The following is an 11,794-nucleotide window of genomic DNA, read 5'->3' as shown; positions in this document are numbered from 1 at the left end:
GTTGTTAGTCCTCCCCCAGGATCTGCGGCACCTTGAAACGCTGCTGCTCCTGGGCGGGAGCGCCGGAAAGCGCCTGCTCGGGGGTGAGCGACGGACGGACCTCGTCCGCGCGCATGACGTTGGTCAGCGGCAGCGGGTGGGAGGTCGGCGGGACGTCTTGGTCGGCGACCTCGGATACGCGGGCGACCGCGCCGATGATGTCGTCGAGCTGTCCGGCGAAGTGGTCCAGCTCTTCGGCCTTGAGCTCCAGACGTGCCAGCCGAGCGAGGTGGGCGACCTCCTCGCGCGTGATGCCAGGCATGCAGCGATCCTCTGGGGGTGGTGAGTGTGTAGGTTTCGCTGCCAATCCTATGGGGCGGGGGGGCGCAGCCACTAAACGGTTTGCCGCGTCGGCCGCCGGGAGCGCCGGGCGGGCCGCCGCGCGGCGCCTCGCCGGCCGCCGCCCGGACCCGCGCCTCGATCGCCGGCGGGGCCCCAAGATCCGGCTCGGCCCCGGCGCCGGGCGCGGCTCCGGTCCTCGACGGGGCCGCCGCCCGCCGGTGCGGGCTCGGCCAGCCCGAGGGCCACGCTCCGAACGCACACGGGGCTGATCCCGGCCGTCCGGCTCGGTGCGCCGCGGCCGGGTGTGCCGCCGCGCCGCGCCCGGGCGCTGCCGAATCAGCGCCGACCCCTCCCCGAGTGGGCGCGGGGTCCGGCCGTCCCGGCCAGGTGCGCCCCGGGCCGCTCGCGCGGGCGGGGGCTCAGGAGGCGGCCTGGGATTCCTTGGCCGCCGCGGCCGCGAGTTCGGCCGTGATGTCCGCCGGGCGGCGCCAGCCGCGTTCACCGCGGGCCAGGAGCCAGGCCGTGGCCTCCTGCGGGGGCATGGCGGCGGCGATCAGCCAGCCCTGGACGGCGTCGCAGCCCAGGTCCCGCAGCCGCTCCCAGGTCTCGTCGTCCTCGACGCCCTCGGCGACGACCAGCAGGCCCAGCGAGTGCGCGAGGTCCACGGTGCAGCGGACGATCTCGGCGTCCTGGGCGTCCACGGCCAACCGCGCCACGAACGAGCGGTCGATCTTGAGTTCGCTGACCGGGAGCCGCCGCAGGTGTACCAGCGAGGAGTAGCCGGTGCCGAAGTCGTCCAGGGACATCTTCACCCCGTGGCCGGTCAGCCCGGCCATGGTGTCCGCCGCCCGCTGGGGGTCCTCCAGCAGCACGTGTTCCGTTATCTCCAGTTGGAGGCCGCTCGCCGGGACCCCGTGCCGGGCCAGCCTGGCGGCCACGGCTCCGGCGAAGCCGGGGGTGTGGACGTCGCGCGGCGAGACGTTCACGGCGACCGGCACCTTGAGGCCCTGGGCGCGCCAGCGGGCCACCTGGGCCAGGGCCGTCTCCAGGACGTACTCCGTCAGGTGCGGCATGAGACCGGAGGTCTCGGCGATGGCGATGAACTCGTCCGGCGAGACCCGCCCCCTCTCGGGGTGGACCCAGCGCACGAGCGCTTCGAGGCCGGCCACCTTCCCGTCGAAGCCGACCTTCGGCTGGTAGTGGAGTTCGACCTCGCCGGCGTCGAGCGCCCTGCGGAGGTCTCCGAGGAGGCCGAGCCGGTCGGGCGTGTTGCTGTCGCGCTTGGACTCGTACACCTCGACGCCGGTGCGGTCCCTTTTGGCCTGGTACATGGCGACGTCGGCCCGCCGCAGCAGGCCTTCGGCGTCCAGGGCGTGGTCGGGGAAGACGGCGAGGCCGGCGCTGGCCTCCAGGACGAGGGTGAGGCCGTCGAGGTCGAGCGGGGAGCTGAGTTCGGAGACCAGGTTGCGGGCGACGCGCTGGGCGCTGGTGGTGGAGTCGGCGAGCGGCAGCAGGACGGCGAACTCGTCGCCGCCGAGGCGGGCCGCCTCGGCGTCCGGCGGGAGCGCCTGCCGCAGCCGTTCGGCGATCTGGAGGAGCAACCGGTCCCCGGCGAGGTGGCCGAGGGTGTCGTTGACGGCGCGGAAGCGGTCGAGGTCGATGAGGACGAGGGCGGAGCGGGTGCCCAAACGTTCAGCCTCGTCCAGCGCCGACCAGGTGCGCTCCAGCAGCCACTGCCGGTTCGGCAGGCCGGTCAGCGGGTCGCGCAGTTGTTCCTCGGCTCGGGCACGGGCGATCCACAGGGTGGAGTCCAGTGCGATGAGCGGTACGGCGAACAGCGGCAGCAGTACCGGCTGGGTGTAGGCGACGACACAGATCAGCGGGGCGATCCCGAGCAGCGCGGCGGCGACGAGCGCCTGCCGCAGCAGGGCGGTGCGGGCGACGGTGGGCAGTCCGGCACCGCGCGGGGTGAGCGCGAACCACAGGACGAGCCGGGTCACCAGCAGGTAGGCGACGGCGACGAGGACCACCTCGGGGATCGCCGCCAGGCCCCAGGTGGTGGGCAGCCAGGGGACCTCCACGGTCGGTGTCTCGCCGAAGGCAGCCAGGACGAGGGCGCCGGCGCCGATGCCGAGGATGTCGGCGGAGCCGTGCAGCAGGCCTTGCCGCCACCGGTGGCGGCGGGCGGCCCCGACGAGCGAGACCACGGCCAGGGAGACGAGCCCGGCGGAGACCCATCCGTAGAGGAGGAGCACGCCGAGGGTGAGCGCGGCTCCCGAGCCGGTACCGCCCCACCAGCGGTCGCGGCCGAGCGCCACGAGGTGGCCGACGATGACCCCGGTGAGGAGGGCGAGCGCCCAACCCACGGGGCCTCCCGGGAACAGGGCGTGACGTTCGGTCAGGGCGGAGACGGCGCCCGCCGCCAGTACGGTGACCGCCAGACCGACGACGGCGAAGGGCAACACGGTGCGCCCCTGTCCGCCGCTCGCGCCCGCCCCGGTGTCCGGCGTGCGCGTCTCCGGTGTCCTGGCACCCAGGACACCGAGCCGGCCCGTCCGTATGGACGGGGGTTCCCCGCCGAATTCAGGTGACGGGTCGGCGCTTTCGGTGGGTTTCATGCCCGTCCCTCTCACAGCCGGCGATGCCGATGTCACGCGATGGCCCCTGTGTCGTGCCGTCACGGCTGAAAGCGCATCAGGCAGCCGTGCACGACAGGCGCACCCCTCAACAGTAGGACGCGAGAGGCTCCCAAGGGCAGCGGTCGGCGGTGGTTGCCCGAATGCGCCCCAGCCATCCTCATCAGTACGGTATCCGCCGAACGGGTGAGTTTGGACCACGACTTCGAGGCCACCCCTGCGATGATCCGACAGCTCACGGCCCCGCCACCAGGCTTGTATGAGCCGTTTACCCCCAGGTCCCGCGCGGGGCGTGCGCCCGCCCGTACGGCCGCACGCCGCGCATCGGTTCACCTGAACCGCTGCCCGGAAGGGCGTTCATCCGGTGATTACTCCGCTTCGGTGGCGCCGTCCACCGGGAGGGCTACGGCGCGGGCGGCGTCGGGACCCTGCTCCAGCAGTACCGCGAAGCCCTCGTCGTCGAGGATCGGGAGCTTCAATTGAACGGCCTTGTCGTACTTGGAGCCGGGGTTGTCTCCGACGACGACGAAGGAGGTCTTCTTCGAGACGGATCCCGTGACCTTGGCGCCGCGGCTCTGCAGGGCCTCCTTGGCCCCGTCACGCGTGTGGCTCCGGAGGGTGCCGGTGACCACGACGGTCATGCCCTCCAGCGGACGCGGCCCCACGTCTTCACCGGAACCTTCCTCCTCCATCCGCACACCGGCCGCGCGCCACTTGCGCAGGATCTCCTGGTGCCACTCGACGGCGAACCACTCCTTGAGGGAGGCGGCGATGATCGCACCGACGCCGTCCGTCGCTGCCAGTTCCTCCTCGGTGGCCTGTTCGATGCGCTCGATCGACCGGAATTCGCGGGCGAGGGCCTCGGCGGCGACGGGCCCGACATGGCGGATGGACAGGCCGTTGATGACGCGGGCCAGGGGGCGCTCCTTGGCGGCTTCGATGTTCCGGAGCATCGCCAGGGCGTTCTTCTTGGGTTCGCCCTTCTGGTTGGCGAAGACGCGGACGATCTTCTCCTCGCCCGTCTTCGGGTCCCGCTTGGGCAGTCCGCTGTCCTGGTCGAGCACGTACGCCTTGATGGGCAGCAGGTCGTCGATGGTGAGGGTGAAGAGGTCGCCCTCGTCGAGCATCGGCGGGGAGGCCGGCTCCAGCGGTCTGGTCAGCGCGGCCGCGGCGACCTTGCCGAAGTTCTCGATGTCGAGGCACTGCCGGCCGACCAGGTAGAACAGCCGCTCGCGCAGTTGGGCGGGGCACGTCTGACCGTTCGGGCAGCGCAGGTCGATGTCGCCTTCCTTCATCGGCCGCAGCGGCGTCCCGCACTCGGGGCACTCGGCGGGCATCACGAACTCGCGCTCGGTGCCGTCGCGCAGGTCCACCACCGGGCCGAGGATCTCGGGGATGACGTCCCCCGCCTTGCGCAGCACGACGGTGTCCCCGATGAGCACGCCCTTGGCCTTCACGACCTCCTGGTTGTGCAGGGTAGCGAACTCGACCTCGGAGCCGGCCACGGTCACCGGCTCGACCTGCGCGTACGGGGTGACGCGCCCGGTGCGGCCGACGCCGACCTTGATGTCGATCAGCTTGGTGTTGACCTCTTCCGGGGCGTACTTCCAGGCGATGGCCCAGCGCGGGGCGCGCGCGGTGGAACCGAGCCGCCCCTGGAGCGGGATCTCGTCGAGCTTGACGACGACGCCGTCGATCTCGTGTTCCACGGAGTGCCGGTTCTCGCCGAAGTAGGCGATGAACTCGCGGACCTCTTCGAGTGAGGAGACCACCTTGTTGTGCCGGGCGGTCGGCAGTCCCCATTCGCCGAGCAGCCCGTACGCCTGGGAGAGCTTGTCGATGTCGAGGCCCTCGCGGGCACCGATGCCGTGCACGACCATGTGCAGCGGGCGGGTCGCGGTGACCTTGGGGTCCTTCTGGCGCAGCGAACCGGCGGCCGCGTTGCGCGGGTTGGCGAAGGGCTTGTCGCCCGCCTCGACGAGGCGGGCGTTGAGCTCCTCGAACTTCTCCATGGGGAAGAAGACTTCACCGCGGATCTCCACCAGCCGGGGAATCCGGTCGCCCTTCAGGCGGTCGGGGATCTCCTTGATGGTGCGGACGTTGGGCGTGATGTCCTCGCCGGTGCGGCCGTCGCCGCGGGTGGCGGCGCGGGTGAGGCGGCCGTTCTCGTAGGTCAGGTTGACGGCGAGGCCGTCCACCTTCAGCTCGCAGAGGTAGTGGTAGTCGCCCGTGTTCACGTCCCGGGCGACCCGCTCGGCCCAGGTCGCCAGTTCCTCGTCGTCGAAGGCGTTGTCGAGCGAGAGCATGCGCTCACGGTGCTGCACGGAGGCGAAGTCCGTCTCGTACGCCCCGGCCACCTTCTGGGTGGGCGAGTCCGGGGTGCGCAGCTCCGGGTACTCCTCCTCCAGTGCCTCCAGCGAGCGCAGCAGCTGGTCGAACTCGGTGTCGCTGACGACCGGCTGGTCGTTCACGTAGTACCGGAAGCGGTGCTCCTCGACCTGCTCGGCGAGCAGCGCGTGCTGTTCACGCACCGCCGCCGGTGCCGTCGTGTCGCTTGCCTGCTTCTGTTCGGCTGCCATGCCGTGTCCTCCCGTGGCCCGTCTCGACCGTCACTCAGGGTTGTCGGCGAGCGACCTCGCCGCTCTGACGCAGTGCGCCTGTGCCGCGCGGGCGTAGGCGGGCGAGGCGCCCGCCAGACCGCACGACGGGGTGACCACGACGGACTCGGCCAGAGTCCCCGGAGCCAGCCCCAGCCTGCGCCAAAGCTTCCTGACACCCATGACGCTACCGCCCGGGTCCGACAACGGGGCATCGGTGCCCGGCACCACTCCGGCGAAGAGTTTCAGGCCGTCCTCGACCGTTTCGCCGATGGCGTCGTCCTCGCGCTCGGTGAGCAAGGAGAAATCGAACGACACGCCCGAGGCACCGGCTCGCCGCAGGAGGGCGAAGGGCACCTCGGGGGCACACGAGTGGACGACCACCTCCCCGCCGACCGACTCGGTGACGTCGAAGAGGTCGCGGAGCGTGCCCTCGACCACCTGCCGGTCGATCGCCCGGTAGGTGCGGTAGCCGCTCGCGGAGCGGACCCGGCCGAGCAGGACGGCGGTCAGCGACGGCTCGTCGAATTGGAGCACGATCTCGGCTCCGGGCACGCGCCGGCGGACGTCGGCCAGGTGTTCGCGCAGCCCTTCGGCGAGGGACGCGGCCAGGTCACGGCAGGCGCCGGGGTCCTGGAGCACGGCCTCGCCGCCGTGCAGCTCCAGGGCCGCGGCCAGGGTCCACGGGCCTACGGCCTGGACCTTGAGCCTGCCGCGGTACCCCTGGGTGAACTCCTCCAGCGCGTCGAGGTCCTCCCCCAGCCAGGATCGGGAGCGCCGGGTGTCGCGGCCGGGGCGGTCACTGATGCGCCAGCCGCTGGGTTCGACGTGCGCGTACATCTCCACGAGCAGCCCCAGGGTGCGGCCGATCATGTCCGCGCCGGGCCCGCGGGCGGGCAGTTCGGGGAGGTACGGGAACTGCTCGAAGGAACCGGTGGCTGTCTTGGCCGCCTCGCGGGCGTCGCCGCCGGGCAGCGAGCCGACGCCGGTGGCGTTCGCGGTCATCGGCCGGGCCTCACGGACAGGTCGTTGACCTCGGCGTCGCGGGGCAGGTCGACGGCCATGACGATGGTGGTGGCCACCGATTCGGGGTCGATCCAGGCGGCGGGGTCGTACTCCTTGCCCTCCTGCGAGTGCACCTTGGCCTGCATGGGGCTGGCGGTGCGGCCCGGGTAGACGGAGGTGACGCGGACGCCGTGCTCCCTCTCCTCCTCGCGCAGGGAGTCGGCGAGCGCCCTGAGGCCGTGCTTGGAGGCGGCGTAGGCACTCCAGTCCGCGTGGGCGTTCAGGCCGGCGCCTGAGTTCACGAAGACGACGGTCGCGCGCGAGGCGCGCAGGGTGGGCAGCAGCAGGCGGGTGACCTCGGCGGGGGCGATGAGGTTGACGTTGAGCTGCTGGTGCCAGGTCTTGGGGCGCAGTTCCCCGACCGGTCCGAGGTCGACGATGCCGGCGATGTGCAGGAGGGAGTCGATCCGCTCGGGGACGGCCTGCTTGGAGAACGCCCAGGAGAGCCGGTCGGGGTCGGCGAGGTCGCCGACGAGCGCGCGGGCGCCCGGGTACCGGTCCGTGAGCTGCCTGGCGCGGCCGGCGTCGCGGGCGAGCAGGACGAGGTCGTCGCCGCGGGCGTGGAGGCGGGCGGCGACGGCGGCGCCGATGCCCGATCCGGCACCGGTGATCAGGTGAGTAGCCATGTGGCCATGCTCGCACCCCGGCGGGGGCCGTCGTCCTCCCCGGGGTGCGGTGGGGGCACGGTGCGGGGGGCGCGCGGTGCGGCGAGGGCCGCGCGGTGCGGTGGGCGCCGCCCGGTCAGAGGCCGGCGGCCTCGCGCAGGCCGGCGGCGGTCTGGTGGGCGTCGTAGCCCGGCGGGACCCCGTCGACCAGGATGATCTCGCCGGGGATGTGGCGGGCGCGGAGCGGGATGAGGGCCTGGTAGGCGGGGGACGCGTACCAGGCGCGGGCCCGCTCGATGTCCGGGAAGCCGATCACGACGAGCGTGCCGGGAAAGGTGCCTTCCATGACCTCCACCTCGGCCCCGTGGACGAGGAAGCGGCCTTCGAACGGGTCCATGGTGGCCTGGACCTCCTCGATGTAGCGCAGGATCTCCTCGTTCATGGTCTCGGGACGCTGGAGGCCGATGGCGTACGCGGTCATGAGTCTCTCCCCTCTCGGCTGTCCCGGTGGTCCGGGCCGTTGCCTCGATCCTTTCGCGCCGTGGCGTCGGTGGCGATTACCTCGCGGGTCATGCCTCGACGAGGGCCGGGCGGTAGGTGCGCCGGTAGGCGATCGGGGAGATGCCCAGGGTCGCCCGCATGTGCTGGCGCAGGGAGCTCGCGGAACCGAAGCCGGAGCGGTGGGCGACGAGGTCGACGGGCAGATCGCTGGATTCCAGCAACTGCCTTGCCAGGTCCAGCCGTTGGCCGGTGAGCCATTGGACGGGGGTCATGCCGACCTCGTCGCGGAAGCGCCGGGTGAAGGTGCGCAGGCTCATCCGCGCGTGCGCGGCCAGCTCGGCCAGGGTGAGCGGCTGGGCCAGCCGTTCCAGGGCCCAGGCCCGGGTGGCCGTGGTGGTGGCGACGGTGGGTTCGGGCACGGGCCGGTCGATGTACTGGGCCTGCCCGCCGTCGCGCCACGGCGGTACGACGCACATCCGCGCGGCGCGGTTGGCGACGGCGGTGCCGTGGTCGGCGCGCACGAGGTAGAGGCAGAGGTCGATGCCGGCGGCGACCCCGGCGGAGGTGAGGATGTCGCCGTCGTCGACGAAGAGCACGTCCTCGTCGAGCTTGACGCGCGGGAAGGCCCGCTGGAACTCCGGCGCGTGTCCCCAGTGGGTGGTGGCCGGCCGGCCGTCGAGCAGCCCGGCGGCGGCGAGCACCTCCGAGCCGGTGCAGATGGACACGACACGGGTGCCGGGACGGATGGCCGCGAGGGCGTCGGCGAGGGCGGGCGGCAGCGGTTCGCCGCGCAGCAGCCCGGGCATGGCGTGGGTCGGCGGGACGATCACGGTGTCCGCCGCGGCGAGGGCCTCGGGGCCCGCGCCGACGCCGACGGTGAAGCCCGCGTCGCTGGCCACCGGGAGGCCGTCCACGGTGCAGACGGTCACCTCGTAGAGGCTGCCGCCGTCTTCGGCGCGGGCGTTCCCGAAGACCCTGGAGGGCATGCCGAGCTCGAAGGGGGCGACGCCTTCGAGGGCGAGTACGGCGATTCGATGCAAAGCGGGCATGGCCAGATCCTGTCACATGGTGGCCGTTCGGCCAACACCATGGGGTCCCGCGAGCGGCCAAGCTGATGCCATCGGCCGGAACGACCGGCCCGGAGCACCACAGAGCGCAACAGAGCGCCACGAAGGAGACAGTCATGCGTGCGGTCGTCGTCAGCCAGTGGGGTGGACCCGAGGTCCTCGTCGAGACCGAGATCGACCGGCCCGAGCCCGGGCCGACCGAGATCCTGGTCCGGGTCCACGCCGCGGGGGTGAACCCGGTCGACTGGAAGGTCCGGGGGTCCGGCGCGCTCATCGCCTGGGACGCGGTGCCCGTGGTCGGCTGGGACGTGTCCGGCACCGTGGAGGCCGTGGGCGCGGGCGTCACGGTCTTCGAGCCCGGCGACGAGGTCTTCGGCATGCCGCGCTTCCCCAAGCAGGCGAGCGGCTACGCCGAGTACGTCACCGCGCCGGCCCGGCAGTTCGTACGCAAGCCCGCGGCCCTGGACCACGTGGCGGCGGCCGCGCTGCCGCTGGCGGCGCTCACGGCCTGGCAGAGCCTGGTGGACACCGCCGACGTGCGGCCGGGGCAGCGGGTGCTGGTGCACGCGGCGGCCGGCGGGGTGGGCCACCTCGCGGTCCAGATCGCCAAGGCGCGCGGCGCGTACGTGATCGGCACCGCCAGCGCCGCCAAGCACGAGCTGCTGCGCGAGCTGGGCGCGGACGAGCTGATCGACTACCGGAGCACCGACTTCTCCGAGGCGCTCCGGGACGTGGACGTGGTCCTGGACACCATCGGTGGGGACTACGGGCGGCGCTCGGTGAAGGTGCTGAAGCCGGGCGGCCACCTGGTCACGATCGCCGGCGTCGAGGGCGTGGACCCGGACGCCGACGGGGTGCGGGTCAGCTCGGTGCTGGTGGAGCCGGACCGGCAGGGCATGGCCGCGATCGCCGCCCTGGTCGAGGACGGTCGGCTGCGGCCGCTGATCGACACGGTGCTGCCGCTGGAGCAGGCGGCGAAGGCCCACGAGATCGGCGAGCAGGGCCGGACCACCGGCAAGATCGTCCTGACGGTGGTCTGAGCACGGCCCCGGGGCGGGGGCCCGACCGGTGGGCCGGGCCGGTCAGACGTTCGCGGCGGCGGCGCGGGTGGTGGTGGCGATGGTGGCGGAGCCGACCACGCGCGTGCCGTCGTAGAGCACGATCGCCTGGCCGGGCGCCACACCGCGCACCGGTTCGGTGAAGGAGACGCGCAGCTCGCCGTCCACCATCTCGGCGAAGACCTCGGTCTCGCCGCCGTGGGCGCGCAACTGCGCGGTGTACGTCCCCGGGGCGGCCGGGGTGGAGCCGCACCAGCGGGGGCGGATCGCGGTGAGGGCGCTGACGTCGAGCGCCTCGACGGGGCCGACGGTCACGGTGTTGTTCACCGGCGAGATGTCGAGGACGTAGCGCGGCTTGCCGTCGGGCGCGGGGTGGCCGATCCGCAGGCCCTTGCGCTGGCCGATGGTGAATCCGAAGGCGCCGTCGTGCGTGCCGACCTTCTCGCCGGTCGCCTCGTCGACGATGTCGCCCTCGGCCTTGCCCAGGCGGCTCGCGAGGAAGCCCTGGGTGTCGCCGTCGGCGATGAAGCAGATGTCGTGGCTGTCGGGCTTCTTCGCGACGGCCAGGCCGCGCTCCTCGGCCTCGGCGCGGATCTCGTCCTTGGTGGTGAGGGTGTCGCCGAGCGGGAAGAGGGCGTGGGCGAGCTGCTTCTCGTCGAGGACGCCGAGGACGTACGACTGGTCCTTGGCCATGTCGGAGGCGCGGTGCAGCTCGCGCGTCCCGTCCTCGTTCAGTACGACGGTGGCGTAGTGGCCGGTGCACACGGCGTCGAAGCCGAGGGCGAGGGCCTTGTCGAGCAGCGCCGCGAACTTGATCTTCTCGTTGCAGCGCAGGCAGGGGTTCGGGGTGCGCCCGGCCTCGTACTCGGCGACGAAGTCCTCCACGACGTCCTCGCGGAAGCGTTCGGCGAGGTCCCAGACGTAGAAGGGGATGCCGATGACGTCGGCGGCGCGCCGGGCGTCGCGCGAGTCCTCGATGGTGCAGCAGCCGCGGGCGCCGGTCCGGAAGGACTGCGGGTTCGCGGACAGCGCGAGGTGGACGCCGGTCACGTCGTGCCCGGCTTCGACCGCGCGGGCGGCGGCGACGGCGGAGTCCACACCGCCGGACATGGCGGCCAGGACGCGGAGTGGACGGGCGGTGCGCGGCAGGTTCTCAGTCATAGCACCGTCCAGAGTACGGGGGAACCGGGCCGGGTCCCAGCGCGTTCTCGGGTACGGGGGGTGGATCACATGGGCGGCAAGGGCAGGACCCGCAGGGCGGTGCTCTTCGGCGGGCTCGGGATCTTCGCGGTGGCGGCGATCGCGGGGCGGGATGAGATCGGGCGCGCGTGGTGGCTGCTGCCGGGGGTGTCCAAGCCGCGGCAGGAGGGGGCGGTGGACCACGCGGGCGCGAGCTGGACGGCGGCCTCGCCGGCGAACTGGCGCCGGGCGGACCGCCCGGATGACTACCGGGTGGACCGGATCGTCGTCCATGTCACGCAAGGCGGCTTCCGGACCTCGGTGGACGCCTTCAGGAACCCGTGGCACAAGGCGTCGGCGCACTACATAGTCCGGCAGGACGGGCATGTGGAGCAGATGGTCCGCGAGCTGGACGTGGCCTTCCACTCGGGGAACCGCTCGATGAACGAGCGCAGCGTCGGCATCGAGCACGAGGGGTTCGTCGACCGGCCGCGGGACTTCACCGACGCGATGTACGCGGCGTCGGCCCGGCTGGCAGCCGATGTGTGCCACAGGTACGGCATACCCGTCGACCGCAAGCACATCCTGGGCCACTCCGAGGTCCCGGGCTCCGACCACACCGACCCCGGTCCGCTGTGGGACTGGGGCCGGTACCTGCGCATGGTCGGCGAGGCCCTGCGCGCCGGGGCGCCGCCCGCGGCCGGCTGAGCTGCGGCCGCGGCCGGGCTGGGCGCGAGCCGCGCCGGGGGGCGCGAGCCGGGCCGG

The 11,794-nt window shown here is 72.8% G+C and carries 10 protein-coding genes; 2 read left to right on the top strand and 8 right to left on the bottom strand.

Annotated features, from left to right (window positions below):
* Positions 1 to 4: 4 nt before the first annotated feature.
* The 7 genes from gatC to E6R62_RS18320 form a co-directional block, all read right to left on the bottom strand.
* Complete coding sequence (gene gatC / locus E6R62_RS18350) at positions 5 to 301, bottom strand: Asp-tRNA(Asn)/Glu-tRNA(Gln) amidotransferase subunit GatC (RefSeq protein ID WP_010984178.1); 297 nt, start codon at positions 299 to 301, stop codon at positions 5 to 7.
* A gap of 439 nt (positions 302 to 740) precedes the next feature.
* The gene (locus E6R62_RS18345; RefSeq protein WP_306432440.1) at positions 741 to 2,939 is read right to left on the bottom strand and encodes a bifunctional diguanylate cyclase/phosphodiesterase; all 2,199 of its coding nucleotides are present in this window, start codon (positions 2,937 to 2,939) and stop codon (positions 741 to 743) included.
* Between the two features lie 386 nt (positions 2,940 to 3,325).
* Positions 3,326 to 5,536 carry an NAD-dependent DNA ligase LigA gene (ligA, locus tag E6R62_RS18340; RefSeq protein WP_136214538.1) on the bottom strand — a complete coding sequence of 737 codons (2,211 nt, stop codon included), beginning with the start codon at positions 5,534 to 5,536 and terminating at the stop codon, positions 3,326 to 3,328.
* A gap of 30 nt (positions 5,537 to 5,566) precedes the next feature.
* The gene (locus E6R62_RS18335) at positions 5,567 to 6,559 is read right to left on the bottom strand and encodes a methionine synthase (protein ID WP_136214537.1); all 993 of its coding nucleotides are present in this window, start codon (positions 6,557 to 6,559) and stop codon (positions 5,567 to 5,569) included.
* Entirely contained in the window at positions 6,556 to 7,245 is a 690-nt protein-coding gene (locus tag E6R62_RS18330) for an SDR family oxidoreductase (protein WP_136214536.1), read from the bottom strand. The genes E6R62_RS18335 and E6R62_RS18330 overlap by 4 nt, the downstream gene beginning before the upstream one ends.
* Before the next feature lie 115 nt (positions 7,246 to 7,360).
* Positions 7,361 to 7,705 carry a DUF1330 domain-containing protein gene (locus E6R62_RS18325; RefSeq protein WP_136214535.1) on the bottom strand — a complete coding sequence of 115 codons (345 nt, stop codon included), beginning with the start codon at positions 7,703 to 7,705 and terminating at the stop codon, positions 7,361 to 7,363.
* An 88-nt stretch (positions 7,706 to 7,793) separates the two neighbouring features.
* Complete coding sequence (locus E6R62_RS18320) at positions 7,794 to 8,774, bottom strand: GlxA family transcriptional regulator (RefSeq protein WP_136214534.1); 981 nt, start codon at positions 8,772 to 8,774, stop codon at positions 7,794 to 7,796.
* A 134-nt stretch (positions 8,775 to 8,908) separates the two neighbouring features.
* On the opposite strand from E6R62_RS18320, the gene E6R62_RS18315 reads away from it, so the two are divergent.
* Positions 8,909 to 9,832, top strand: a complete 924-nt coding sequence (locus E6R62_RS18315) for an NADP-dependent oxidoreductase (RefSeq protein WP_136214533.1) — start codon at positions 8,909 to 8,911, stop codon at positions 9,830 to 9,832.
* A gap of 42 nt (positions 9,833 to 9,874) precedes the next feature.
* Here E6R62_RS18315 and mnmA read toward each other — a convergent pair whose 3' ends face one another.
* Positions 9,875 to 11,011 (bottom strand): tRNA 2-thiouridine(34) synthase MnmA, encoded by a 1,137-nt coding sequence (gene mnmA, locus E6R62_RS18310; RefSeq protein ID WP_136214532.1) that lies wholly within the window; start codon positions 11,009 to 11,011, stop codon positions 9,875 to 9,877.
* 69 nt (positions 11,012 to 11,080) lie between these two features.
* On the opposite strand from mnmA, the gene E6R62_RS18305 reads away from it, so the two are divergent.
* Entirely contained in the window at positions 11,081 to 11,737 is a 657-nt protein-coding gene (locus E6R62_RS18305) for an N-acetylmuramoyl-L-alanine amidase (protein ID WP_136214531.1), read from the top strand.
* Positions 11,738 to 11,794: the final 57 nt, after the last annotated feature.

The organism is Streptomyces sp. A1136 (genome assembly GCF_004795055.1).
Classification (GTDB): Bacteria; Actinomycetota; Actinomycetes; order Streptomycetales; family Streptomycetaceae; genus Streptomyces.
The sequence above is the reverse complement of the archived record's forward strand: the minus strand, read 5'-3'. Positions and strand labels throughout refer to the sequence as shown.

What these genes read in the sequence shown, in the direction of transcription:
- E6R62_RS18345 (WP_306432440.1), bottom strand. Translation starts at nt 2,939, where the DNA reads ATGAAACCCACCGAAAGCGCCGACCCGTCACCTGAATTCGGCGGGGAA.
- ligA (WP_136214538.1), bottom strand. Translation starts at nt 5,536, where the DNA reads ATGGCAGCCGAACAGAAGCAGGCAAGCGACACGACGGCACCGGCGGCG.
- E6R62_RS18315 (WP_136214533.1), top strand. Translation starts at nt 8,909, where the DNA reads ATGCGTGCGGTCGTCGTCAGCCAGTGGGGTGGACCCGAGGTCCTCGTC.
- E6R62_RS18325 (WP_136214535.1), bottom strand. Translation starts at nt 7,705, where the DNA reads ATGACCGCGTACGCCATCGGCCTCCAGCGTCCCGAGACCATGAACGAG.
- mnmA (WP_136214532.1), bottom strand. Translation starts at nt 11,011, where the DNA reads ATGACTGAGAACCTGCCGCGCACCGCCCGTCCACTCCGCGTCCTGGCC.
- E6R62_RS18335 (WP_136214537.1), bottom strand. Translation starts at nt 6,559, where the DNA reads ATGACCGCGAACGCCACCGGCGTCGGCTCGCTGCCCGGCGGCGACGCC.
- gatC (WP_010984178.1), bottom strand. Translation starts at nt 301, where the DNA reads ATGCCTGGCATCACGCGCGAGGAGGTCGCCCACCTCGCTCGGCTGGCA.
- E6R62_RS18320 (WP_136214534.1), bottom strand. Translation starts at nt 8,774, where the DNA reads ATGCCCGCTTTGCATCGAATCGCCGTACTCGCCCTCGAAGGCGTCGCC.
- E6R62_RS18305 (WP_136214531.1), top strand. Translation starts at nt 11,081, where the DNA reads ATGGGCGGCAAGGGCAGGACCCGCAGGGCGGTGCTCTTCGGCGGGCTC.
- E6R62_RS18330 (WP_136214536.1), bottom strand. Translation starts at nt 7,245, where the DNA reads ATGGCTACTCACCTGATCACCGGTGCCGGATCGGGCATCGGCGCCGCC.